Source organism: Chryseobacterium sp. R2ACT005 (assembly GCF_049949215.1).
Lineage (GTDB): Bacteria > Bacteroidota > Bacteroidia > Flavobacteriales > Weeksellaceae > Chryseobacterium.
In genome coordinates this window covers 294,294-319,251 of record NZ_CP188192.1, presented here as the reverse complement: position 1 = coordinate 319,251, position 24,958 = coordinate 294,294, and the positions used below count along the sequence as shown (strand labels likewise).

The window sequence follows — 24,958 nt, the reverse complement described above, 5'->3', positions numbered from 1 at the left end:
AAATGCCTCCCGAAAAGAAAATTGTGGTTATCATTGGAAGTGCGTCGGAGAATTCCAGCAACCAGAAACTTATGGAACAGGTTCTGGAAAAGATAGGAAATACAGATTTTCAGATGTATGATAATCTTTCTGTTCTTCCTCATTTTGATACTGCAATAACGGATGACAATATTCCTGATGAAGTTCAGAAGATCAGAAAGGATATTAAAAACTCAGCAGGTGTCATATTTTCCACTCCGGAATATATTTTCAGTATTCCCGGCAGATTAAAAAATTTGTTGGAATGGTGTGTTTCCACAACAATCTTTTCTGAAAAGCCAGTGGCAGTAATTACCGCATCAACCAGTGGAGATAAAGGCCACGAAGAGTTATTAATGATTTTAAAGACTCTTGGAGCGATAACAGATGATAAACATCAGGCATTAATAAAGGGGATAAAAGGCAAATTTGACAGCAATGGCTTACTGGAAAGTAATACCTTTGCTAAAGTATCAAAATTAGTAGCAGATTTTACAACGTCTGTTTCATAATTAAAAATTAGAATATTGAATAATAAAGGAATTTTACTGGTCAATCTTGGATCACCGAGATCAACCTCTGTAAACGACGTAAAGGAATATCTTGATGAATTTTTGATGGATGAAAGAGTGATCGATTACCGTTGGATCTTTCGTGCTCTGCTTGTACAGGGAATTATCCTGAAAACAAGACCTGCCAAATCTGCTGAAGCCTATAAAACGGTGTGGACTGATAAAGGTTCTCCACTGATTGTCATTACTGAACAAATTCAGAAAAAGCTTCAGAAAGTGGTAGACGTTCCTGTGGAAATAGGAATGAGATATGCACAACCAAGTATTGAAACAGGTATTCAGAAACTGGTAGACCAGGGAATCACTGAAATCGTTCTTTTCCCTTTATATCCTCAATATGCCATGAGTACTACGGAAACGGTAATTGAAAAGGCTGAAGAAGTAAGAAAAAAGAAGTTTCCAAAGGTAAAGATCAATTATATTCAACCTTTTTACAACAGAGATATTTATATCAACTGTCTGGCAGAAAGCATTAGAGAGAAACTTCCAGAAAATTTTGATGCCCTTCAGTTTTCTTATCATGGAGTTCCGGAAAGACATATTTATAAGACAGATCCTACAAAAACCTGTAATCTTAATGACTGCTGTTCCAGAGATGATAATCCAAGCCATCAGTTCTGCTATCGTCACCAATGTTATAAAACGACACAGCGTGTTATTGAAAAACTGGATTTACCAAAAGAAAAAACTATTGTTTCTTTCCAGTCACGATTAGGAAAAGACAAGTGGATCGAGCCTTACACTGATGAAACACTGGAAACCATTGGTAAAAAGGGGATAAAAAATCTGGCCATAGTTTGTCCTGCATTTGTCTCTGACTGTCTTGAGACTTTGGAGGAAATTTCTGTAGAAGGAAAAGAACAGTTTATGCACGGAGGTGGAGAGAATTTCCATTATATTCCCTGTCTGAATGATGAAGACAGATGGATTGATGTCGTAAAAACACTTTGCGAAGAAAAGCTGAATGATTTCTATCTGGTGTAACCACTTTACTCAAAATATAAAAAAGGCTGCAAGAATTAACTTGCAGCCTTTTCGTTGAATATATTAAAATTTGATTTGGTCTATTTTTTAATCAGGTTTCCTGCTTTCTGTCCGTTTACCGTTACAATATATACTCCAGGAAGCATATTGGACGGAAGCTGAACATTCAGTTTATTTGCACCTTCTGTAATTTCAACTTTTTCAGAAATTTCTTTCTTACCTGTAAGACTTACCACTTCTACAATTCCTTTTCCGGCTTTACCTTCAAAGTTCACAGTGAATCTGTCAGTTGCAGGATTCGGGCTGATTGTATAAGCTGAAACATTTGAAGCTGCTGCAACAAGTCCCGCAGAAGAAGTTCCTCCTCCTACACCTACTGCATTCCATGCATTGGTAACCTGTGTCACTTCATTACTGCCAGCTCCATATAGGTCTGCTGCGGCCTGAAGAGAATAGGTTCTTGTATTTGCATAGTTGGATGATGAAGTCAGGTAAGTAGTTAATGTTCTGTAAGCAATAGCTCCTGCCTTATCCAGTCCGATTCCGGAAACATTATAAGCGAAACCGTTATCATTCGTACCAGAACCTCCTGTTACCAATAAATAATACCAGAAATTAAGGACTCCTGAATTGGTATGAACTCCACAATAGTCATTAGTATTTTGGCCTGGCACCGCACATCCTGTGGTAGTTGCATCCTTCCAGTATGTACCCTTATAAGTATCCGGTTGGCGGTAGGCATTAGGGTTTGCCATATCTCTGATGACATAATTGAAATCTTCTCCCAAAGTCCAGCTTGCTTTGGTTGGTCTTGCCCAACGTTCTATTGAGTTTCCGAAAATATCAGAAAACCCTTCGTTCAATGCTCCCGGCTCTCTCTGATAAACAAGGTTAGCCGTTTTGGAAGTAAGCCCATGGGTAATTTCGTGTCCGCAGACATCTATAGCTGTTAAAGGTTTACCACCATTTGTTGTAGAACTTCCGTCACCATAAAGCATTCTCGAGCCATCCCAATAAGCATTGAAGATATTGTTTCCATAATGAACATATGATTTTATGGTAAAATTATTATTATCAATACTTTTTCTTCCGTATTTTGTATAATAATAATCTAAGGTTTTTTCAGCACCCCAATGAGCATCTGTAGCATATTGATCTTTATTGGTATTTACATTATTCCAGGCATTATCTGTATCTGTAAAATCAACAGCAGATGCAAAATTGGTCGTTTTCTTAAGATTATAGGTCTCTACAGATGTTCCTGCATTTCTTCCCGTTTCTCTCAGTCTGTAACTTCCGTTATAAGAATCAGTTACTATGTTTTGACTTCCACTGTAAACGGTTGTAGCCGTTCCCGGAGTATTTACTTCATGAATAATTGCATCTACTCCTAGTACTTTCCCGTTTTTAGCATCTACAAAAACATATTGTCTGCTTAATGGTTTGTCTGCGTAAATATCGAATTTATAAGCCAGCGTTAAATCATTCATTTTTTCATCCGTAGGATCTGAATAATACACTAATTCACCTTTAGGAGCAAAACTTGCATTGGCATCATTGGAGTCTCTTTTGATAAAATCTTCCTCTTCTTTATTCTGCCATTTATAGGATTCTGCCCCTACGAATGATAAAGCACTCTGAAGAGCGATAGTCTCAGAAATATTGGCTTTCTTTTCAGCTCCTTTTGGAATATTAAGAACCCATTTTCCTGACTGTCCTACAATTTTTCCTCCTTTTGTCTGTACAGCCATCATTCCGTATTCTACCGGAATACCATTTACAGTCTGTTGAAATCTGTGAGTTTCAAAACCTAAAGCATCTCTTTCCAGTCCTAACTTGAGCCCTTGCCCCTGAGAAAATCTCTCTGTAGCTTCGTCAAATAAAACAGGACTTCCCTGAAAAGCAGGTGCATTTTTTTCGAATCGCATAAAGTCTGCGTGTAATCCACTTTTACCCGGATTTAATTTTGATGGTGTGTTTTGTCCAAAAACAAAAGAGCAGGCAGCAACACTTGCCACTAAGATAAATTTCGTATTCATAATAATATTTGGTTGATTGTGTTGACGAATTTATAAACTTTTCTCAATAAAACATCATAAATTATAAATAAAATTCAATAGATATTATAGATCAATAAATAAAACACAATAATGATTTTAAAAAAAAGAAAAATATTTAAATATAATTTTTTTGCAATATAATTTTTGAATTAAAATATTTAATTAAAATCAAAATTTTGTGAATTATTTTTTTTCACCAAATAGTGCATTATAATCAAAAAAAAAATAATTTTAATCTGATATTTTAAGGTCTGATATTTTCAAAATGGCAAAAAATAAGGACTATCTTAAAAGACAGTCCAAAATTATAAGGTGTATTTTTATGTAAAATTATATCAGGTCATGATTTATCGTTTATTGGCAATTGGTGTCCTGAATTCACCATATCCCATCAAACCATCATAATTTCTTCCGAAAGGTGCATAATAAAGAAATGCCTGGTAAAGGTTTTCCGTCTGCCAGAAATTACCGTTTACTTCACCGAAATTCAATGCTCCATTTCCTTCTTTGGTCACCAAAACGTAATTATAGAAACCTTGTTTAAGGAATATTTTAGCCACATACTGTTTGGTAGCTGCATCATACTGCATCTGATTTTCTTTGCTTGGTTTATAATTATTAAATCCACCCAAAACATAAATCTCTTTATCTACCGGATCCGATTCCAGGTAAAAATGCACCCATGAATAGTCAGCTTCTCTTTCTGCATCTCTTTCTCTACCCAAATCATTTCTTCTGTAATACCATGCTCCGTTGACATCCGGCTGATATTGATAATTTAAAGGAAACGCCCATACCGGATGAAGATAGGTCTGGTTGACATCTTCTTTTATTTCGGTTGTACGCACCATATCTGCTGCCATATTCATATTTTTATTATCGAAATAATAAAACTCATTGTCTCCCGGAAACGTAAGATTCATCTGCTGGAAAAGCACCTGATTTCCTAAAACACTGCTTGGCTTCAGATTAGCAATCACCATATTCGGGTTGTTATTCTGCATCACATTCATTGTGATTGAATTGACATTGGAAGAAATATCTCCTCCTTTCGGAGAAACATTCACCTCTACCCTCTGGTTAAGGTTAGGATTTTTTGCATCTGCAAATCTTGAAATATTTAAACCCACAGATGTTGCATCTTCAACCAGATAAAATCTTTTTTTGAAAAGAGGCTGATCTGCAGAATCTTTGTAAACAATCAGTTCATAATTTCCTGAAATCTTCAGCTGGATTTTATCATTGGGAAAAACAAGTTTATAGTGAGTATAAGCCTGTAAGGTATTGAAAGAATACTGAAACTGATCCAAAAGCGCATTCATACTTCCCGCAGCAAATTCTGTAAAAAAAAGATTATCATCATTCCAGTTTCTGTCATAATGCTTGAATGTATATCTGTAGATCTGGCTGCCGTTTGTAAGATCGTCAAAGCCCAGAACCAGCTGTTCGCCAATTCTAATTACCGGAGTTTCATCATTGGTCTGAGGGTTGAACAACTGAACACTTTGGATATTTTGTCCAAAAACCAGTCCGCTCAAAGTAAGTAAGAGTATTCGCAAAGTTTTCATTATGACGAAGATAACGAAAAATAGCCATTTTCTTAATAATATCGTATTTTTGAATAAAAAATATTCAAATATGCTTCAGATTCAAGGTTTCGTATTCAACTTTGCAAGCGAAAATACTTACATCATTTATAACGAGAATAAAAACGCTTGGTTAATTGATCCGGGAAATATGAAAGGGCAGGAAACTCAGGCTATTGACAGTTTCATTTCAGAAAACGGACTGAAGATTCAGAGAATTCTTCTTACCCACGCACATATTGATCATGTATTGGGGCTTCAATGGGCTTTTGATACGTTCAAAGTACCTGTAACGATGCACCAGGAAGATCAGGAGGTTCTGGATATGCTTCAGGCAAGCGGAATGAGATTCGGAATGCAGGTAGATCCTGTAAAAGTAGATGTGGAATATATAAAAGAAGGGGATGAACTGGATCTGGATGGTGAGAAATTTAAAATTTACCATGTTCCGGGGCATTCTCCGGGCAGTGTAGTGTATCACCATGAAAATCAGAAATTCATGATTTCAGGAGATGTCCTTTTTGAAGGCAGTATCGGAAGAACAGATTTATATAAAGGTAATTATGAAAAGCTGATTGATGGTATTAAATCGAAACTTTTCATTTTAGATAATGATACTCAGGTTTTCTCAGGACATGGAAATCCTACTTCGATTGGTTTTGAGAAACAGTATAATCCGTTCTTGAAATAAGTAAAAATAAAAACTCCCGCAGATTAAACAGAGAGTAACACTTAGCATTAAATTGGTGAAATTTGCTTTTGGGAGAACATAAAAATACAAAACCGTCAGTATGTTCGACGGTTTTGTTGTTATAAAGAAATAGAATTTAGAAATCCAGCGTGATTGAAGCTCTGGCGGCAGCTCCCATAATAGGTCTGGCCATAATGATTCCATCTCCGTTTGGAGAACCCGCTCTTGGATCACCTTCTGTGATTCCGATTGTATTAAAGATATTCGTTCCATCCACAGCAAAGCGTATTCTCCCCAATTGATAAGACATTCCTGCTCCAAATTCGGTGAAAGAAGGTAAAGTCTGTACATTCTTCTCATCCTGGAAACGCTTTCCATAGTAATTCATACTTACATAGGTTCTCCATGCTTTTGTAATATTGACTGCCGGAGAAATATTGAAGAAAAATTTAGGCATTCTTCTGACCACATTTCCTTCGAGAACACTTCCAGCCTCAAGGTTTTTATATTTAGGACTCTGGATTGTCCCGTTGAATGTTACTTCTAAAATATTATTGAATAAACGGGCGAAACCCTCTAATTCAACTCCATAGTTTTGTGTATTGGCGAAGGTATTTTCGGATTTACCATCAGAGAAAACATCTGTAAATGACAGGTTCTTCAAAGTAGAATAGAACGGAATTACTGCTATATCAAACGTACGCGAGTAATATTTATATCCTACTTCCAGCTGATTGGTTGTTACTGATTTTAAAGGTTTATCAGGGTTTGGATTGGAGAAATAGTTGTAATATGCTTCTTCATTCGGTGATCTGAAACCATTGGAAAAACGGGCATACACTGCATTCTCTCTATTGATCTTATAATTTGTAGCTAATGTGAAAGATACCTTATCTACATTATAATTCCAGTAGGTATATTTATTTCCAAGCACACTCATATTATCATCGGCTGTAGTCGTGTTGAAACCATGAGTTCCATCAGTTGTTAACCCTGAATTATTTAAATTGGAAGAGGTTGTATTGGCAAAATTCCCTTTGTAATAATCATGGCTGTAGCGAAGGCCTCCATTCACACTTAAAGCATCAGTAATATTATAATCAAGGTTTACATAAAGATCATTTAAACTTCCCTGAGTTTGAGTATCTCTCTGTAAAAACGTCATATTGGTAACTCCATTATAAGTTTTAGAATATCCGGTATCTGATGGACTAAGGGAAGTATCTACGAGATTCAATAATTCTGGTCTGTCTGTGGCTGTAGTTAGGATATTACTCCAGTTCCAGTATTGGTGCGATTTCCAGTTGGATTTATAAAAACCTGCCGTAACATTTCCCTGGTCAAATTTATAATTGAACTGCAGATCATTAACGAAGTTATTCATTTGTTTGTCAATTGCCCAGAATCCCAGTTTCTGTACATATTCAGGATTAACCACAGCTCCGTTGCTCACCAATGAATATTGATAATTACTGCCGGTAATTCCGTTGCTCTTAGCAAATTCCCCCATCGTCTGTGGACCTCCTGCAGGGAAAATCCCTGTATAATTCATGTTGATATTGGTGTATCTGGTCTTGTTTAAAACACTGAAATTATTTCCAAGATCATATTTAAACTCTGCTCCCAGTGCATCTACTTTCGGATGAATCCCGTCTTCAAGATTTCTGTTGAAAAATCCACCTCCTGCCTGTGGTATATTCAGCTGGCTGATGGCTCTGTAACTGTATGTTCCGTAATTAGGATCAAAATTCTGGAATCCTTTCAGCTTATTGCCATTTTGAACCAAAGGAATAGGAAGGAAAAATGTATTTCTGTCATCCAGTTTTTTATAATATACTTTTACATAGCCTTTATCAAATACATATTTCAGATTCATTCTGATTTGTCCGCCATTATTGGCTTTGAAACCTGTTTTTCTGATTCCGTCATCAGTTCTGTAAAAACCTCCTACATTAAAAAATAGTTTATCCTGAACCAAAGCTCCACCCACATTCACATCAGTACGCATTAATCCATATGTACTTGTTTCCAGCTTTGCTGTACCTCTGAAATCATTGGTTCCTTCTCTGGTAATAAAGTTGATTAAACCACCGGGAGAATTGGTTGCAAAAATAGATCCGGAACCTCCTCTCAAAGCTTCCATACGGTTTACCGAATTATCTACACGAAAAAAGTTGTCTGCATTGGCAAACTGAAGGGCACCGTCTTCAAAAACCGGAAGACCATCTTCCTGTACCTGCACAAACTCATAAGCTCCAGCAGAAGGAATCCCTCTTGCAAAAAGGTTGTTTCCTACTTCACCTCCTGAAGTTTCTACCGCAAACCCGGGAACTCTTTGTAATAAAGCAGCTGCACTGATTGGATTCTGCTTTTGAATTTCTTTGGAACTAAATGTGGAAATCGCTGTACTGGATTCTATTTTTTTCTTTGGATTTGAATTTCCTGTGATGACAATCTGATCGATAGAGGAAATTTTTGCAGAATCCTGCGGAGTTTCCTGGGCATAAGCATTATTAAAATATAACGTAGCTGTAGCGGCGATTAAAAAGATTGATTTTTTTTTCATAGCCTTATTTTTATTGTTAGTTTCAGTTTTGTTGTAATTGTAAATACACTCCATTGGTCCAACCGAATCCATCCTGATTAGGGTATTCCCCGCCGCCTGCTATTGTTTCTGTGTCTAATGCATTGTATTTTTCCATTAGTTTTCCGGTATTCTTGTAGACCCTTTCTACATTGGAACACCAATTGTTTTTTATCTTCTCAGCCAGTTCATCAAAGCCATAATTTTTCATTGCTTTAAAGCCCAGCCATTGATAAGGGGCCCATGCATTGGGAAGATCCCACTGCTGGCCTGAGTTTTTAGTGGTGGTAACCAACCCGCCTTTATAAAGAAATTTTTCGGCAACAGCTTTAGCAACAGCCTCCGCTTGTTCCTGATCTGCAATTCCAAGGAATAAAGGGTAAAGAGCAGCAATATGTTCAGACGGTGTTTTTGTGTTTTTTTTTGTGTGATAATCTCTATAATTGTTAGTATTTCTATCCCAGAAATATTTATTGATCATCTGTCTTCGGCTTGCTGCTCTTTCTGAAAAATAATTTTCTTTTTCACTCAGATTCTGAAGCGCTGAAGATTTTGCCAAAGTCGTTTCCAGATGCCACAAAAGGCAATTCAGGTCTACTTGGGCAAGATTCAGTGTTTCTATCGTCTGTATATTTTCTCCGTCTGCAAACCATCTGCTGGAAAAATCCCAGCCTGATTCACAGGCACTTCTTATATTTCTGTAAAATTCATCTCCTGAAGTTTTTTCATGATCTTCAATGTCGATCAGGTAACTTTCAGGGCGTGGTGCATTTACTGCATCGTAGTAACGGTTCAGAATATCTCCGTCTATTGTTTTAACCACTCTTTTTACACTGGAATTGTTTTCCAGCCATTCCTCGCCATTCATCCAGAAAGCATATTCTTTTACCAGAGTGTCGTGATATTGTGTATAAATTCCTTCGTCATTCGTCGTTTCAAAAAGCAGGTCCAGCATTAATGAAAAATAAGGAGGCTGCGATCTGCTCAGGAAATGAGTTCTGCTGGCATTCGGAACAAATCCTACATTCTGAATCAGGTAAGAACAGTTTTCAATAATATTTTCCATCATTTCTATTCTGCCGGAAGCTTTTAATCCCAGCATAATAAAATAGCTGTCCCAATAGAAAAATTCATTAAAACGACCTCCCGGAACGATATAAGGTTTTGGTAATTTTAAAAGGGTTCCTTTTTCTTCAGAAGCTGTACGGGTCAATTCATCCCATAATTTTTCAATATGCTCTTTGATAGGAAGGTGCTCTTCTCTCTGAACAGAAACTCTGGCCCCTAAAAAATCAAAATGGGTCATCACAAAATCTTTAAGATCAAAACCAGGGATATCTTTTGCTTTTTCATACTTCTCATTGATTTTTGCAATGGGAAATAATGGAACTGCATCCGTCATCATTTTCTGATCTTCAAAAATTTCAGATCTCTGTACATCATCAAAAAGAGTTTGAATTTCGTTTATGTAAAGCTGATTACTCATTGTTATTTTTTAGGATTAATTTTTAATTTATTCATGAAAATTGCCGAAGTGATCAGTAATGAAAGCGGAATCAGGGAAAGATAAAATGCCTGCTGACCGCTGAATTCCTGAAATACAAAACCGGTAATAATAGAACCTATCGTTCCTCCGATTGCTGAGAAAACAACAATCAATCCTGACATCGCACTGTGCAAATATTTCGGGATAGATGCCAGAATTACAGAATTAATGCTTGGATAAATGGGTGCCAACAAACCTCCCATCAAGGGAAATAAATAGACCACCAAAGGAGCATTCATCCAACTGGTATTTGTATCTATATGAATATTATGGGTAAGGGGTAAAACCAACAGTAAGCTGATCGCAAAACCAATTACACAGAAAGAAACAACATAGATCCAGTTGAATTTTTTAGAAAAGAATCCCGACAAAAATCTTCCCAACGCAAAAGCTCCTGCCAAAACTGCTCCCGCCTGAATACTCATTGAGGTAGGCACTTTTAAAATTTCCTTATAAAAAGTAGGTGTCCATGTTTGAAAACTCTGCTCTACCAGTACAAAAAGGAAAGCACATAATAAAAAGAACAATACTTTTTTATAACTGAATAAGCTGGCACTGTTTCTTAAGTCTCCCAATAAATCTGTTTTTTCACTTTTGGCTTCCTGCTCATTCAGCTTTGAAAAGAACAGAAATAAAAAAGATAAGGTAGAAAGTCCGCCCAGAACCCAATAAACGTTCAACCATCTTGTCGATTCCGGATTATGATCATCAATATATAAACTGAATAATACATTTCCTGCCAAAACTCCAATCATGAAAAATCCTTCCAGAAATCCCATAAAACTGGAATGTTCTTTATCTGTTTCCGTTACCAATCCAATAGAGGTAAAAACCGAGATTTTAATTAAAGCAAAGGAAATTCCTACTGTTGCAAATAATAATTTGAAAACCCAAAAGGTATTGGTAAACGGCATTACAAAACACATACAGCTTACCAGAAATAAAGCAATCAACATTGATTTTTTGATTCCTATTTTGGGAAGAAATGAAGCCAGAATGAATGAACATATTGCAATGGGAAGATCTTTGAAACCTTCCAAAACACTGGCCGAAGATTTTGAAATCCCAAAATTCTGCTGTACCTGTAGAATGACTGTTCCTACAGAATTCAGAAGAATGGCAAAGACAAAATAATTTAAAAATAAAACGGCCTTGATGTTAATATTTTTCATTCAGGTTATTTCTTGTCGGCTAAGATAGAAGCATTTGTGTTAACGATAATTTAACACAGTAAATCAATATTTGAACTATATTAATATAATTACTATTTTTAGTAAATAAATATGATTAATTAAATGAAAGTTACTTTTGAAAGGGTAATCCCTAATGAAAAGAGCTCGTTCCGCACTATTCATAACAACTCCCCTATTTCAGAATTCAAATGGGAGTATCATTATCATCCCGAAATTGAACTGGTATGTGTCATTTCCGGGAACGGAACCCGCCATGTGGGTTATCATAAAAGTAATTACACCAATGGAGATCTGGTATTAATCGGATCCAATATTCCGCACTCCGGATTTGGACTGAATTCTATTGATCCTCATGAAGAAATTGTACTTCAATTCAAAGAAGAAATTCTGCAGTTTCCCCAACAGGAAGTAGAAGCCAGATCTATTAAAAATCTGTTGGAACTTTCAAAATACGGGATTCATTTTCATCATAAAGTAAAAAAAGTAATGCTTCCAAAATTGAAGCTTATGCTGGAATCGGAAGGTTACAAAAGGTATTTGCTATTGCTTGAGATTCTTTTCGAGCTTTCAAAATGTGAAGATTATGATCTTTTGAACAAAGAAATCATGCCCTACACCATTATTTCCAAAAATAAAACCCGTCTTGAAAATATCTTCACGTATGTAGAACATCATTATGACAGGGAAATTGAAATTGAAGAAGTCGCCAGACTCGCCAACCTGACATTGCCAGCTTTCTGTAATTTCTTTAAGAAAGCAACCCAGATCACTTTTACAGAATTTGTCAATAGATACAGAATCAATAAAGCTTGCCTGCTGATGGCACAGGATAAGTCGATTTCAGAATGCAGCTATCATTGCGGCTTCAATAATGTGACCTATTTCAATAGGATGTTTAAAAAATATACCGGGAAAACGCCTTCAGAATTTATTAAGAATTATTCTCACAACAACATCAATGTAGATTTGAAAGTTGAAAAAGAGACTAAAGCTAAGGTAAGTTTTTGATAATGACATGTTGAAATTCCTCTGTCAACAAACTTTTCTGAGACTTCTACGGAGTGACAAAGTGGATGAAGAAATATGCTATGAATTAAACATCTGCCAAATCCACGAAGGAAAGACCAGATCTATAAATAAACAAGAAACAAAAAAAGCCACTCAAAAAGAGCAGCTTTATATTAGTATGAATAAGAACCAGTAACTGAATAACCAGCAACTGATCATTACTTATTTCCATTTAATATTGCATCCCATACTTGGTCTTTGAATTTCTTCCTGCGCTTCTCCAGCCAAAAGATTTTCAAAAGCAATAATCAGATCCTCACCTGTAACATCTTTATTATTTCCCGGTCTTGAATCATCCATCTGACCTCTGTACACAAGATCCAATTTATCATCAAAGAAATAAAAATCCGGGGTACAAGCCGCATCGTAAGCTTTTGCTACCGCCTGGCTTTCATCAAATAAATAAGGGAAATCAAAATTTCTTTCAATCTGAAATTCGATCATTTTCTCAGGAGAATCTGCCGGATATTTCTCAATATTATTAGCATTGATGGCGATGAATTCTATTCCTCGCTCGTTATAATCTTCGTATAATTCATTGATCTTATCAATCACATGAAGAACAAACGGACAGTGGTTGCACATAAAGATCACCAAAGTACCATTTTCTCCTTTCAGTTCTTCCAAAGACTGAAGTTCGTTCGTTTTTGACGGGTTAGGAAGTTCAAAAAACGGAGCCTTTGTTCCTAATGCCAGCATATTTGATGGAGTATTCATATCCTTTTTCTTTACCGGCAAAGATAGATATTTCTTTTATTAATTATGAAGAAGACATTTCTATTTTTAACTTTAGTAAGGAAGATTGAAGCTGGAGGAGCGAAGATGTTAAGGTCTCAAAAATAGTTATAGTCAAATTCTATTAATATTTTTTTTTACCGCAAATCAACTTCCAGCTCCCATTCTTCCAGCTTCCAGCCATTGAATGAAATCTTCAATACGCCTTCTTTTGAAGTTAAATATATAATATCCTTTGGAAGTTATATTAAAAAGTTTGTAGTTTTGCTAACGCTGTTAGTAAATAAATATCATGGGTCTACATGAACGCCGTCAACGAGAAAAAGAATCCATCCGTGCAAATATTTTGCAGGCTGCTTTTACTTTGGCTAAAACTGAAGGCTGGGGTTCACTGTCTATGCGTAAGATAGCGGATGCTATTGAGTATAGTGCTCCTGTAGTATATGATTATTTTGAAAATAAAGAAGCTATTCTATTTGAGATTTCTTTAGATGGCTTTCATAAGCTACACATAGAATTATTAAAAGCTCAGCAGAAGCATGATACTCCGGAAGAGCAAATGGTTGCTATTGTGGATGCATACTGGAACTTTGCTTTTAAAAACAAGGAATATTACCAGCTTATGTTTGGTCTTGGAATGCAATGCTGTGGAAAAGGGCAGATGAAAAAAGAATTCTCATCATTCCAGGAACTGATCTATGAATGTACCTATGAGATTATTAAGAAAAACGGATCCAATCCTGACAATGCATGTCATATGTCTCATGCCCTGTTTTCTGCCGTTCACGGAATGATCTCTATTATGATGATGCGTACTGCTGATATCCCTTCCACAATGAACAAGACGACATTAGACGAAACTGTTTCGGCTTTTATTAAGTCTTTGTAAATTTTTTTTGAATTTAAAATTAACACCGTTAGGAAACTTAACACCTAATTAATTTAGATGATTCTGTAATTCCTGATTAAAAATGAAACCATTTATGAAGCAATTCATTGTATTCAGCTGTTAAAATTAGTCATTTTTTTGCTTATTAATTAACACTGTTAGTAAAATTAACACACCTTACACCATCATTATACACTTAAATACATTAAAACAATTTTCAATTATGGAAACAATCGACTTCATCGGACATTAAAAATTCTGTAATTTTTTTTGAACTAATCATTAACACTGTTAGGGAAAAAAACAGCATTTATTAAAAAGAACTTTACTTAAATCTAACACTTCATTAAAAAAATTAAACCACAATGAAAATACCTGGAAAAACAAGGTTTATTGTACTTATTGCAAGTATAATTCTTTTACAGAGCTGTACCAAGGCTGCAGAAGGATCCAATGCCGCGCCGCCAGCTCCAGAACTTCCGGTTTATACCGTTCTCACATCACCCGCTACTACATATCAGGAATTCCCTACTGCCTTAGAAGGGAAAAATAATGTTGAAATCAGATCTCAGGTAGATGGCTATCTTGATAGAATCTATGTAGAGGAAGGATCTTACGTAAGAGCCGGACAGCCATTATTTAAAATAGACTCCAGAAGCTATGGTGAGCAAATGAATATGGCACAAGCTAATCTACAGGTTGCTAATGCTAACATCCAAAAGGCAAGAGTAGAAGTAGACAGACTTCAGCCATTGGTTGCCGCTAAAGTAGTTTCTGATGTACAGCTAAAAACAGCAAAAGCCAATTATGAAGCCGCTGTTGCTGCTGCCTCACAGGCTAAAGCTTCTGTAGGGAGCGCAAGAATCAATGTAGGATTTACAACCATTACAGCTCCTGTAAGTGGTTATATCGGAAGAATCCCTTTCAAAAAAGGAAGTCTGATCTCCAGAACAGATGCAAGTCCATTGACATTATTATCTGACATCAGTGAAATTTATGCTTATTTCTCTTTGAGTGAACTGGACTTTATTGCTTTTCAGAATAAATATCCTGGCGCTACTTTGGAAGAAAAACTGAAAAATATGCCAATGGTAGAATTGGTGATTGCTGATAACAGTACATATCCTGAAAAAGGAAAACTGAGTATCGTAGACGGGCAGTTTGATAAAACTACCGGAGCCATCAGTGTACGTGCCGTTTTCCCTAATGCCAACGGAGCTTTAAGAACCGGAAACACAGGAAGAGTACGCATGCCGCAACTGATCTCGAATGCTGTAGTGATTCCACAGGAATCTACTTTCGAAATTCAGGATAAAACATATGTGTATGTAATGGGTAAAGACAAGAAAGTAACCGGAAGACCTATCAAAATATCTGGAAAAACAGATAGCTATTATTTTATTTCTGAAGGGCTTGCACCTGGAGAAAAAATCGTATTCACAGGAATTGGAAGCTTGAAAGACGGGGCATCTATCAGACCGAAAAATATTTCTTCTGACAGCTTACTAAAAGCAAAACCATTATAGTCCATTCCGAATACAGAAGACTTTAAAAAATAAACTTCTTATGTTAAAACAATTTATAGAAAGACCGGTCCTTTCAACGGTCATCTCCATAATACTCTTATTATTGGGAGCCTTGTCTCTCTTTAATTTACCGATTGCCCTCTTTCCGGACATCGCCCCACCAAGTGTACAGGTAACTGCATTCTATCCGGGAGCCAACGCGGAGGTTGTAGCACGTTCGGTTGCTACCCCAATTGAGGAAGCCGTGAACGGAGTTGAGAACATGACGTATATGACCTCAAATTCCAGTAACGACGGTACAATGACACTGAGTGTCTTCTTCAAGCAGGGTGCTGATGCTGATAATGCAGCTGTAAACGTACAAAACCGTGTATCGAAAGCGATGAGCCAATTACCTCAGGAGGTAGTACAGGCCGGGATTTCTACCCAGAAAGTACAGAACAGTATGATCATGTTCATGGGTTTGACCAGTGAAAATGAAAAACAATATGACGAACTATTCCTTCAAAACTACCTGAAGATTAATGTTATTCCTCAGATACAGCGTATTCCAGGGGTAGCACAGGCTCAGGTATTCGGTACAAGAGATTACTCGATGAGAATCTGGCTGAAACCGGACAGACTGGCTGCCAACAACCTTTCTCCTCAGGAAGTTCTTGGAGCTATCAAAGATCACAATCTTGAAGCCGCTCCGGGCCGTTTGGGACAGGGAAGTAAGGAAACTTACGAGTATATCCTTAAATACAAAGGAAAACTGAATAAGAATGAAGACTATGAAAATATTGCTATTAAAGCCAATAGTGACGGTTCATTCTTAAGATTAAAAGACGTAGCAAGAGTAGAATTCGGTTCTTATACTTATACGGCAACAAACAGAGTAGACGGGAAACCGGTTGCCGGATTTGCAATTTTACAGACTGCAGGTTCCAATGCGAATGAAATCCTTACTGAAATTGAAAGTCAGGTGAAAGTAATGGAAACTACCCTTCCAAAAGGAGTAAAGCCAATTATCATGTATAATTCCAAAGACTTCCTGGATGCATCTATCCATCAGGTTGTGGAAACTTTAGTCATTGCCTTCATTCTGGTATTTATTGTAGTATATATTTTCCTTCAGGATTTCAGATCTACATTAATTCCGGCTATTGCAGTACCAGTTGCGATCATCGGAACATTCTTCTTTCTTCAGCTCTTTGGTTTCAGCATCAACATGCTTACGCTGTTTGCATTGGTTCTGGCCATTGGTATTGTAGTGGATGATGCCATTGTAGTGGTGGAAGCCGTCCATTCTAAAATGGAACAAACAGGAATGCCTGTGGAACATGCTACAATGAACTCGATGAGTGAAATCTCAGGAGCTATTATCTCCATTACACTCGTAATGTGTGCGGTATTTATTCCGGTTGGTTTCATGCAGGGACCTGCAGGAGTTTTCTACAGACAGTTTGCGTTTACCTTAGCAATTGCGATTTTAATTTCAGCAGTAAACGCATTGACATTAAGTCCGGCGTTGTGTGCAATGTTCTTAAATGACCCTCAGGGAGAACATGGAGAACACGGTCATAAAACAGGTTTTGGAGCAAGATTTTTCAATGCATTCAATGCAAGCTTCAACAACATGACCAGAAAATATATCTATAGCCTTAAGTTTTTAATTAAAAATAAATGGGTTGCGATAGGAGGACTTGTAGTCATTACAGCAGCAAGTATATTCCTGATTAAAAAAGCACCGTCAGGATTTATTCCTACGGAAGACCAGGGATTCGTATTGTATGCAGTAAATACTCCTCCGGGAAGTTCACTGGAAAGAACGCACAGAGCGACAGCACAAATTGATAAAATTATCAATGGTGAGAAAGCAACCAACCACCTTTGGGTAGCCGATGGGATGAACTTCATCAGTAATGCCAATGCTTCTCCATATTCTGCAGGTTTCATTAAGCTTAAAGATTATGACAAACGTGGTGAAATGAAAGATCCTGATCAGATCGCAGGAACTTTAACAGGAAAGGTAAGCCAGGTGAAAGATGCCAATGCATTCTTCTTCAACTTCCCTACTGTACAAGGTTTCGGTAACGTTTCCGGATTTGAATTCATGCTTCAGGATAAAACAAATGGTTCCTTTGAACAGCTTGGAACAACCACTCAGCAGTTCATTGGTGAATTGATGAAAAGACCTGAAATTGCATTTGCCTTTACGACATATGCTGCAGGAAACCCTCAGTATACCATTGATGTAGATACTGATAAAGCCAATCAGCTGGGGGTTTCTGTAACAGAGCTGATGCAGACGATGCAGATCTATTTCGGAAGTAGCTTTGTATCAGATTTCAACAGATTCGGAAAGTATTACAGAGTAATGGCACAGGCAGATATTCCTTATCGTACTGACGTCAACTCTCTGGAGGGGATTTATGTAAAAAATAAATCGGGAGAAATGGTACCTGCAAAAACACTGGTAACGTTAAAAAGATCTTTCGGTCCTGAAACAGTAACAAGAAATAACCTTTTCAACGCAGTAACAATTAACGGAACTCCAAAACCTGGCTACAGTACCGGAGATGCTATCAAAGCGGTAGAAGAAGTTGCACAACAATCATTACCAAGAGGTTATGGATACGAATGGACAGGGATTACCCGTGAGGAGATCAAAACAAGCGGGCAGACTGCATTTATTTTCTTCTTAAGTATTTTGTTTGTCTATTTCTTACTCGCAGCTCAGTATGAAAGTTATATTCTTCCATTTGCTATTATTCTTACGATTCCTACAGGTATTTTCGGAGTATTTGCCTTCACAGGACTGGCAGGAATTGATAACAACATCTACGTTCAGGTAGGATTGATCATGTTGGTAGGATTATTGGCGAAAAATGCCATCCTGATTGTAGAATTTGCTGTACAGAGAAGAAAAGCAGGGAAAACATTAATTGAATCTGCCCTTCAGGCATCAAGATTACGTTTAAGACCAATCTTAATGACCTCTTTTGCCTTCATTGTGGGGATGCTTCCGCTGGTATGGACACAAGGTGCCTCTTCAAAAGGAAATCACTCTATCGGGTACAGTACCGTAGGAGGAATGCTTACAGGAGTAGTATTCGGAATTTTTATTATTCCGGTAATGTATGTGATCTTCCAGTACCTGCATGAAAAAATGCCAAGCAGAAAACAGAAAAGACTTCTGAAAAAACAAATGGAGGAAGAACTTTTAACTGCTACTCACTAATAAAAAAATGAATTACAAAAACTTAGAGAAAACTTTAAGATTACAAAAGATTAACGAGTCTCTTATTTGTTCTTGATGGTTTGGAAAGCTAACTATTTTCTCCTACTAAAGACAATTTTTGCATCAACGAAACCTCTCTAAGTTTTGTATTCAATTAAAAGTTAAAAAACTATGAAAAGAGTAAAAAATATTATTCTAACATTTGCGGTGGCCATAGGCTCTGTTTCGTGTGTGTCAAAACTGGCATACACGGAGCCGGAGCTTCCACTTCCGGAAAAATTCCAGTACACCGCAACTGCAGATACTGCCAGCATAGCCAATCTGGAGTGGAAACAATTCTTCAGCGATCCCATTTTACAGGGATTGATTGAAAAAGGAATCAAAAATAATTATGACCTTCAGATTGCATTAAAACAGGTTGCCTCTTCACAGGAAAAACTGAAACAGGCAAAATATCTGCAATATCCCGATGTAGGATTCGCTGTTTCTGCACAAATTTCAAAACCTTCAGAAAACAGCATGAACGGAAAAAGCTTAAATTCATTTTTAGGACAAAACCATGTTGAAGATTACAATGCAGCCTTCAACCTTTCATGGGAAGCTGACATCTGGGGGAAAATTAAAAACCAGCAGGAAGTTTCAAGAATGCAGTATCTTCAGACTTATGAAGGATCAAAAGCAGTTCAGACTCAGGTAGTAGCAGCTATTGCTCAGGGATATTATAACCTGTTGATGCTTGACAGACAATTAGCTATTGCAAAATCGAATCTGGAGCTAAGCAGTAATACCCTAATGATCACACAAAAAATGTGGGAAAGTGGTGATAATACCTCTTTAGGCGTACAGCAGGCCGCAGCACAGAAACAGGCAACAGAACTTCTGATTACTCAACTGGAACAGAATATTGCTATTCAGGAAAATGCATTGAGCATTTTGGTGGGAGAACTGCCTAATAAAGTAAACAGAACCATTGAAATGTCTGATACTTCTTTACCTCAGAATATTACTGCAGGACTTCCGGCAGCTATGGTAAGCCGCAGACCTGATGTACGCCAGCAGGAACTTGTTTTACTGGAATCGAATGCTACCGTAGGAATTGCTCAGGCCAATATGTATCCGGCACTGAAAATTACAGCTAATGGAGGAGTAAATTCATTCAAGTTTGATAACTGGTTTCAGATTCCGGCATCATTATTCGGATCTGTTCTGGGCGGACTTACCCAGCCTATTTTCCAGAAAAGACAGTTGAAAACAGATCTTGAAGTAGCTAAAATTCAAAGAGAGAAAAATGTTCTGGCATTCCGTCAGTCAGTATTAAATGCTGTAGGTGAGGTTTCAGATGCTTTGGTATCCAATGAAAACTTAAAAGCTCAGGAACAAAAAGCTACTGAACAGGCAACGACTTTGAAAGACGGAATAAAAAGTGCACAGCTTCTTTACAAAGGAGGTTCAGCCAATTACCTGGAAGTGATTACAGCACAGGGAAATTCCCTACAGGCAGAGTTGAATCTGGCTTCCATTAAAAGACAGAGATTAAGCAGCATTGTAGATTTATACAGAGCTCTAGGCGGCGGTTGGAAGTAGTAAATTAAATTATATTTGTTTTAAGATGCGGTTCTTTTTAGAGCCGCATTTTTTTGTATTGTTTCTGTTTATTACAATATGAATTTAAACTTAGATTCCTACGGAATGACATAGTGTATGGATAAATTAAGCATCCAGTTTGTCATTCCGTAGGAATCTATATTTTCAAAGCTTATTAAGTTTGTATAAGAAAGGCTGTCTGATAATTTAAAAAGTATTTATTTCTGAAACTGCTCAGCAATCCATTTTAGTAAATTTTCAAAATCATTTTGAGCATATCCCAACTGCAAATAATGAATATCATCCGCCTTTCTGTACCATGTCAGCTGACGTTTGGCATACCTGCGGCTGTTCTTTTTAATTTCTGAAACCGCAAAATCAAGATCCCATTCTCCATCAATATATTTGAATAATTCTGCATAGCCTACTGTATTTAAAGCAGTCAGCTCTTTGAATTGTTCAAGACCTTTCACCTCATCCAGCAAGCCGTTCTCCATCATAACGTCTACTCTACGATTGATTCTGTCATACAGTTCTTCTCTTGGAGCTTCTATTCCGATTCTGATGACATTAAAATCCCTTGAATCCTGGGATACTGCAATCAATTCAGAATATTTTGTTTCCGTTTGCCAGATCACATCTATGGCCCGTAGAAGCCTGCGGTGGTTGTGAATATCCACCACACTGAAATATTCGGGATCGAGTTTCTGTAGAATTTCCTGAAGTTTTTCTATCCCCTCCTGCTCCATAATCATCTGAAGCTTTTCCTGATTTTCAGTATTGGCTTCAGGCAGATCATGCAAACCTTCTATCACTGCTTTTTCATACATCATACTTCCACCGACAAGAATAACGGTATCATGAGTTGCAAAAAGTTCATTGAGTTTCTGAAGGACATCTTCTTCGTATTGCCCTATAGAATAATATTCTTCAACTGAAAGATTTCCGATAAAATGATGAGGTGCCCCAGCCAGTTCTTCTTCTGAGGGTGCAGCGGTTCCTATTTTCATTTCCTTAAAAAACTGGCGGGAATCACAGGAAATAATCTCAGTACTGAAATGTTGGGCCAAATCAATTGCCAATCTCGTTTTACCAATTCCGGTGGGTCCTACTACAGAAATCAAATTTTTATTTTTCACCGCGCTAATTTACGAAAATGCATTCATTTGAATTTTTATTCTGCAAAAGAAAGCTGCTATTATTTTGAACCATTAAGATTTTATGAAGAAGTTGAGAATATTAAGATAAGCTTCGCTTTTAGTATAACGCTTATCAAAATCTATTAGATTTTTTCTTAATTAAACGGAACGGTTTAAATCTTCTTAGTGGTTCAAAAATAAATTTAGAATGAATAAGCAGATTGTTTACGTTAAAGTTTCATCTTATTACATTATACACTTAAATGTTTATCTTTGTAGAACAATAAAAAACTATGATTTTATCAATGACCGGATTCGGTAGAGCCGAAGATGTTTTTGAAGGAAAAAAAATTACAATAGATATTAAATCATTGAACAGCAAGAGCTTTGATTTGAATATCAAAATTCCTTTACGCTATAAAGAAAAAGAATTTGAAATCAGAAAAATTCTTAATGATAGAATTATCCGTGGAAAAGTAGACTGCTACGTTAATATTGAGAACCTTGAAGAGTCAAATGATGTAAAGATTAATAAAAATTTAATTGACGCTTATATCAAAGAACTTAAAGGCATAGCTTCTGACGGTCCCGATTTCGAATACCTTAAAATGGCGGTAAGACTTCCTGATGCCATCTCATCAAGACCTGATGAACTTACAGAAGGTGAATGGGAATCATTGGCAAAAATTGTCAATAATGCCGTGGACAGATTTGAAGAATTCAGAAGAACTGAAGGTAGCATTCTCCATGAAGAATTAAACAGGAATATTCAGAATATTGACAAATATCTTGGAGAAGTGATTCCTTTTGAAGAAGAAAGAATTGTAAGCGTGAAAGAACGTTATCAGAAATCTTTGAAAGAATTTGAAAATGTTGATGAAACACGTTTTTACCAGGAAATGGCCTATTTTACTGAAAAGCTTGATATCTCTGAAGAAAAGGTAAGACTTACCCAGCACTTGAAATATTATAAAGAAGTAATGGACAATGAATCTTTCAACGGGAAAAAACTGGGCTTTATTTCTCAGGAAATCGGAAGAGAGATCAATACATTAGGTTCTAAAGCTAATCACGCAGAAATCCAGAAACTGGTAGTGATGATGAAAGATGATCTGGAAAAAATTAAAGAACAAACGTTAAACGTATTGTAGGTACGAGGTATGAGATTGTGGTTATTACTTGCAAGAATACCCCGCCACTCAAAACCCGTAACCCGAAATTGTAAAAAATGAATAAAGTAATTATATTTTCAGCACCATCAGGGAGCGGAAAAACTACATTGGTAAAACATTCTCTGGAAACATTTCCGGAACTGAATTTTTCAATCTCATGTACCACAAGACAGCCGAGAGGAAGCGAAGTTCATCAGGTGGATTATCATTTTCTTACGCCTGATGAATTCAGACAGAAAATTTCTGAAGGTGCTTTTGTAGAATATGAAGAAGTATATACTGACAAATATTACGGTACTTTAAAATCTGAAGTAGAAAAAATCTGGAATCAGGGAAAAGTAGTTATTTTTGATGTAGATGTAAAAGGAGGTATTTCATTAAAAAAATATTTCGGTGAAAAAGCCCTGTCCATTTTTATAGAACCGCCTTCCATTGAAGAATTGGAACGAAGATTGATTTCAAGAAATACAGATGATGCAGAAACCATAAAAACCCGCGTAGCAAAGGCAGAAGAAGAAATGTCCTACGCCAGCGAGTTTGATAAGATCGTGATTAATACCGATCTTGATGTAGCTAAAAAAGAAATAGAAAGTTTAATAAAAAGTTTTATCAGTAATTAATGGCTGAAAGATGGAAGCAGAAGATGAGAGCAACCGAAATACTCTCAAAATCTAACTTCCAATTTCTAACCTCTAACTTCTGATACTAAAAAATTGAGGTTGATATGAGTACCGAAACATTAGAAAAAGCTAAATCTGCAATTCCTGTCAGAGGATTTCTGGATATAAAAGATATAGCTATTCCTCAGGGAGAAGAGTTGGTAAAAGCCATTCTTAAACTTAAAGAGGAGAAAAATGCTGTTATTCTTGCCCATTACTACCAGCCGGGAGAGATTCAGGATATCGCTGATTTCCTGGGGGATTCCTTACAACTGGCAAGACAGGCAAAAGACACGAATGCAGACATGATTGTATTCTGCGGTGTACATTTCATGGCGGAAGCGGCTAAAATTCTGAACCCAACTAAAAAAGTAGTTCTTCCTGATACCATGGCCGGATGCTCTCTGGCAGACGGTTGTTCCGGAGAAGGGTTAAGAAAAATGCGTGAACAGCACCCGAATGCTTTAATTGCAACTTACATCAACTGTAACGCAGAAACTAAAGCAGAAAGTGATATCATCGTAACCAGTTCAAATGCTGAAACCGTAATAGAAGCACTTCCGAAAGACAGGCCTATTATTTTCGCACCAGACAAAAATCTGGGAAGATATTTATCTAAGAAAACAGGTCGTGATATGATCCTTTGGGATGGAAGCTGTATAGTACACGAAGCATTTTCAATGGAAAGAATTGCCCAGCAGCTGGCAGATAATCCAGATGCCAAGCTGATTGCACACCCTGAAAGTGAAGAAGCTGTTTTGAAACTGGCTCACTTTATCGGTTCTACTTCTGCCCTGTTGAATTATGTGGAAAAAGATGACTGTCAGAAATTCATCATTGCTACAGAAGAAGGTATTCTTCACGAAATGAGAAAACGTGCTCCTCACAAGGAACTGATTCCAGCATTGGTTTTTGATGAAAGCTGTAACTGCTCGGAATGTTTCTATATGAAACGTAATACAATGGAAAAATTGTACTTATGTATGAAGTATGAACTTCCGGAAATTCTTATCGACGAAGAATTAAGATTAAAAGCATTGAAACCTATTGAAGCAATGCTTGATCTTTCAAAAAGCATAAAATAAACAAAGAGGCTGTCTCTGAAAGAATTTACTTTTGAGACAGCCCTTTTTATTTTTAGTCCGCAGGAATTGCAACAAAACAATCTGCACTTACAACAACGCACATTCTGCAATTCTCAGACAATCTCCAATATGCCTCGCATGAAGGATCACTGGAAGAGCCTGGGCCAAAAACCAGATGGGTAGGACAGCCGTCACATTTTGATACACCAGCCCCTATCATCTGTTCCAAATCTCTTCTGTTCAATTTCTTTAAATCTTTCATAAAAGTCTGATTATCTTTTAAGAAACTCCTCCGTCCACACATTCCATACTTACCAGAACACACATCTTGCAGTAGTCGGGAAGCCCCTGATAAGCAGAACATGGATACTGATATTCAGGACCATCTCCGTATGTAGCATGTTGTGGGCATCCTGCACATCTTGAAGGGCCTGCTGCTCCATTTAATTGTTCAAGCTCTTTTCTGTTTAATTTCTTTAAATTTTTCATAGTAGTTTTAAATTAAATGTTGATTATATGTTTTACAACAAATTGATGGTTTTTAAATAATATATTTTCTAACCTTCCAGAACCATACAGCTTCCTGGAATAGATGGATCATAAGGGAAAAGATAAAGACAAACTTTACGCCCTCTAAAATCTGT

Annotated in this window: 20 protein-coding genes; 11 read left to right on the top strand and 9 right to left on the bottom strand. The window is 36.8% G+C overall.

Annotated features, from left to right (window positions below):
- The first annotated feature begins 2 nt into the window (after positions 1-2).
- The gene (locus ACPF63_RS01470) at positions 3-530 is read left to right on the top strand and encodes an NADPH-dependent FMN reductase (protein WP_426481750.1); all 528 of its coding nucleotides are present in this window, start codon (positions 3-5) and stop codon (positions 528-530) included.
- Between the two features lie 15 nt (positions 531-545).
- Positions 546-1,574 carry a ferrochelatase gene (gene hemH, locus ACPF63_RS01465; protein ID WP_426481749.1) on the top strand — a complete coding sequence of 343 codons (1,029 nt, stop codon included), beginning with the start codon at positions 546-548 and terminating at the stop codon, positions 1,572-1,574.
- Between the two features lie 80 nt (positions 1,575-1,654).
- Here the strand turns inward: hemH and ACPF63_RS01460 are convergent, their stop codons facing one another.
- Both ACPF63_RS01460 and ACPF63_RS01455 read right to left on the bottom strand, forming a co-directional pair.
- On the bottom strand, positions 1,655-3,613 hold the full coding sequence (locus ACPF63_RS01460; RefSeq protein ID WP_426481748.1) for a M4 family metallopeptidase: 1,959 nt from the start codon (positions 3,611-3,613) through the stop codon (positions 1,655-1,657).
- A gap of 368 nt (positions 3,614-3,981) precedes the next feature.
- Positions 3,982-5,202 carry a DUF5103 domain-containing protein gene (locus tag ACPF63_RS01455; protein ID WP_426481747.1) on the bottom strand — a complete coding sequence of 407 codons (1,221 nt, stop codon included), beginning with the start codon at positions 5,200-5,202 and terminating at the stop codon, positions 3,982-3,984.
- A 70-nt stretch (positions 5,203-5,272) separates the two neighbouring features.
- Here ACPF63_RS01455 and ACPF63_RS01450 point away from each other — a divergent pair, with 70 nt between their 5' ends.
- Complete coding sequence (locus ACPF63_RS01450; protein ID WP_426481746.1) at positions 5,273-5,911, top strand: MBL fold metallo-hydrolase; 639 nt, start codon at positions 5,273-5,275, stop codon at positions 5,909-5,911.
- A gap of 136 nt (positions 5,912-6,047) precedes the next feature.
- Here the strand turns inward: ACPF63_RS01450 and ACPF63_RS01445 are convergent, their stop codons facing one another.
- Genes ACPF63_RS01445 through ACPF63_RS01435 form a run of 3 tightly spaced genes read right to left on the bottom strand, consistent with a single transcriptional unit; the run spans position 6,048 to position 11,213 of the window.
- Entirely contained in the window at positions 6,048-8,477 is a 2,430-nt protein-coding gene (locus tag ACPF63_RS01445; protein WP_426481745.1) for a TonB-dependent receptor, read from the bottom strand.
- 22 nt (positions 8,478-8,499) lie between these two features.
- Positions 8,500-9,981: a trehalase family glycosidase gene (locus tag ACPF63_RS01440; protein WP_426481744.1), complete on the bottom strand. Its 1,482-nt coding sequence runs from the start codon at positions 9,979-9,981 to the stop codon at positions 8,500-8,502.
- A 2-nt stretch (positions 9,982-9,983) separates the two neighbouring features.
- Complete coding sequence (locus tag ACPF63_RS01435) at positions 9,984-11,213, bottom strand: MFS transporter (protein WP_426481743.1); 1,230 nt, start codon at positions 11,211-11,213, stop codon at positions 9,984-9,986.
- Positions 11,214-11,336: 123 nt separating this feature from the next.
- Between ACPF63_RS01435 and ACPF63_RS01430 the strand changes: the two genes are divergently transcribed.
- Positions 11,337-12,242: an AraC family transcriptional regulator gene (locus ACPF63_RS01430; protein WP_077419054.1), complete on the top strand. Its 906-nt coding sequence runs from the start codon at positions 11,337-11,339 to the stop codon at positions 12,240-12,242.
- Between the two features lie 222 nt (positions 12,243-12,464).
- Here the strand turns inward: ACPF63_RS01430 and ACPF63_RS01425 are convergent, their stop codons facing one another.
- Positions 12,465-13,019: a thioredoxin family protein gene (locus ACPF63_RS01425; RefSeq protein ID WP_077419052.1), complete on the bottom strand. Its 555-nt coding sequence runs from the start codon at positions 13,017-13,019 to the stop codon at positions 12,465-12,467.
- 310 nt (positions 13,020-13,329) lie between these two features.
- Between ACPF63_RS01425 and ACPF63_RS01420 the strand changes: the two genes are divergently transcribed.
- From ACPF63_RS01420 to ACPF63_RS01405, 4 genes are all read left to right on the top strand, one after another.
- Positions 13,330-13,926 (top strand): TetR/AcrR family transcriptional regulator, encoded by a 597-nt coding sequence (locus ACPF63_RS01420; RefSeq protein ID WP_047386447.1) that lies wholly within the window; start codon positions 13,330-13,332, stop codon positions 13,924-13,926.
- Between the two features lie 365 nt (positions 13,927-14,291).
- Positions 14,292-15,452: an efflux RND transporter periplasmic adaptor subunit gene (locus ACPF63_RS01415; protein ID WP_077419051.1), complete on the top strand. Its 1,161-nt coding sequence runs from the start codon at positions 14,292-14,294 to the stop codon at positions 15,450-15,452.
- A gap of 40 nt (positions 15,453-15,492) precedes the next feature.
- Positions 15,493-18,675 (top strand): efflux RND transporter permease subunit, encoded by a 3,183-nt coding sequence (locus ACPF63_RS01410; protein ID WP_077419050.1) that lies wholly within the window; start codon positions 15,493-15,495, stop codon positions 18,673-18,675.
- Positions 18,676-18,846: 171 nt separating this feature from the next.
- A complete protein-coding gene (locus tag ACPF63_RS01405; RefSeq protein WP_180564530.1) occupies positions 18,847-20,259 on the top strand; it encodes an efflux transporter outer membrane subunit in 1,413 nt (470 codons plus the stop codon).
- A gap of 218 nt (positions 20,260-20,477) precedes the next feature.
- Here the strand turns inward: ACPF63_RS01405 and miaA are convergent, their stop codons facing one another.
- A complete protein-coding gene (gene miaA / locus ACPF63_RS01400; RefSeq protein ID WP_426481742.1) occupies positions 20,478-21,398 on the bottom strand; it encodes a tRNA (adenosine(37)-N6)-dimethylallyltransferase MiaA in 921 nt (306 codons plus the stop codon).
- Between the two features lie 293 nt (positions 21,399-21,691).
- On the opposite strand from miaA, the gene ACPF63_RS01395 reads away from it, so the two are divergent.
- From ACPF63_RS01395 to nadA, 3 genes are all read left to right on the top strand, one after another.
- Positions 21,692-22,549 carry a YicC family protein gene (locus ACPF63_RS01395; RefSeq protein ID WP_077419047.1) on the top strand — a complete coding sequence of 286 codons (858 nt, stop codon included), beginning with the start codon at positions 21,692-21,694 and terminating at the stop codon, positions 22,547-22,549.
- Positions 22,550-22,626: 77 nt separating this feature from the next.
- A complete protein-coding gene (gene gmk, locus ACPF63_RS01390; protein WP_426481741.1) occupies positions 22,627-23,190 on the top strand; it encodes a guanylate kinase in 564 nt (187 codons plus the stop codon).
- A 104-nt stretch (positions 23,191-23,294) separates the two neighbouring features.
- Positions 23,295-24,314, top strand: coding sequence for a quinolinate synthase NadA (nadA, locus tag ACPF63_RS01385; protein WP_077419045.1), 1,020 nt, complete (start codon positions 23,295-23,297; stop codon positions 24,312-24,314).
- Positions 24,315-24,366: 52 nt separating this feature from the next.
- Here nadA and ACPF63_RS01380 read toward each other — a convergent pair whose 3' ends face one another.
- Both ACPF63_RS01380 and ACPF63_RS01375 read right to left on the bottom strand, forming a co-directional pair.
- On the bottom strand, positions 24,367-24,576 hold the full coding sequence (locus ACPF63_RS01380; RefSeq protein ID WP_426481740.1) for a hypothetical protein: 210 nt from the start codon (positions 24,574-24,576) through the stop codon (positions 24,367-24,369).
- A 17-nt stretch (positions 24,577-24,593) separates the two neighbouring features.
- Entirely contained in the window at positions 24,594-24,803 is a 210-nt protein-coding gene (locus ACPF63_RS01375) for a bacteriocin-like protein (protein WP_426481739.1), read from the bottom strand.
- Positions 24,804-24,958 lie beyond the last annotated feature (155 nt).

Coding starts and splice junctions, on each gene's coding strand:
- ACPF63_RS01445 (WP_426481745.1), bottom strand. CDS start 8,477: ATGAAAAAAAAATCAATCTTTTTAATCGCCGCTACAGCTACGTTATAT.
- ACPF63_RS01375 (WP_426481739.1), bottom strand. CDS start 24,803: ATGAAAAATTTAAAGAAATTAAACAGAAAAGAGCTTGAACAATTAAAT.
- ACPF63_RS01435 (WP_426481743.1), bottom strand. CDS start 11,213: ATGAAAAATATTAACATCAAGGCCGTTTTATTTTTAAATTATTTTGTC.
- ACPF63_RS01405 (WP_180564530.1), top strand. CDS start 18,847: ATGAAAAGAGTAAAAAATATTATTCTAACATTTGCGGTGGCCATAGGC.
- nadA (WP_077419045.1), top strand. CDS start 23,295: ATGAGTACCGAAACATTAGAAAAAGCTAAATCTGCAATTCCTGTCAGA.
- ACPF63_RS01395 (WP_077419047.1), top strand. CDS start 21,692: ATGATTTTATCAATGACCGGATTCGGTAGAGCCGAAGATGTTTTTGAA.
- ACPF63_RS01410 (WP_077419050.1), top strand. CDS start 15,493: ATGTTAAAACAATTTATAGAAAGACCGGTCCTTTCAACGGTCATCTCC.
- ACPF63_RS01415 (WP_077419051.1), top strand. CDS start 14,292: ATGAAAATACCTGGAAAAACAAGGTTTATTGTACTTATTGCAAGTATA.
- ACPF63_RS01460 (WP_426481748.1), bottom strand. CDS start 3,613: ATGAATACGAAATTTATCTTAGTGGCAAGTGTTGCTGCCTGCTCTTTT.
- ACPF63_RS01425 (WP_077419052.1), bottom strand. CDS start 13,019: ATGAATACTCCATCAAATATGCTGGCATTAGGAACAAAGGCTCCGTTT.
- ACPF63_RS01440 (WP_426481744.1), bottom strand. CDS start 9,981: ATGAGTAATCAGCTTTACATAAACGAAATTCAAACTCTTTTTGATGAT.
- ACPF63_RS01455 (WP_426481747.1), bottom strand. CDS start 5,202: ATGAAAACTTTGCGAATACTCTTACTTACTTTGAGCGGACTGGTTTTT.
- ACPF63_RS01420 (WP_047386447.1), top strand. CDS start 13,330: ATGGGTCTACATGAACGCCGTCAACGAGAAAAAGAATCCATCCGTGCA.
- ACPF63_RS01470 (WP_426481750.1), top strand. CDS start 3: ATGCCTCCCGAAAAGAAAATTGTGGTTATCATTGGAAGTGCGTCGGAG.
- gmk (WP_426481741.1), top strand. CDS start 22,627: ATGAATAAAGTAATTATATTTTCAGCACCATCAGGGAGCGGAAAAACT.
- ACPF63_RS01430 (WP_077419054.1), top strand. CDS start 11,337: ATGAAAGTTACTTTTGAAAGGGTAATCCCTAATGAAAAGAGCTCGTTC.
- ACPF63_RS01450 (WP_426481746.1), top strand. CDS start 5,273: ATGCTTCAGATTCAAGGTTTCGTATTCAACTTTGCAAGCGAAAATACT.
- ACPF63_RS01380 (WP_426481740.1), bottom strand. CDS start 24,576: ATGAAAGATTTAAAGAAATTGAACAGAAGAGATTTGGAACAGATGATA.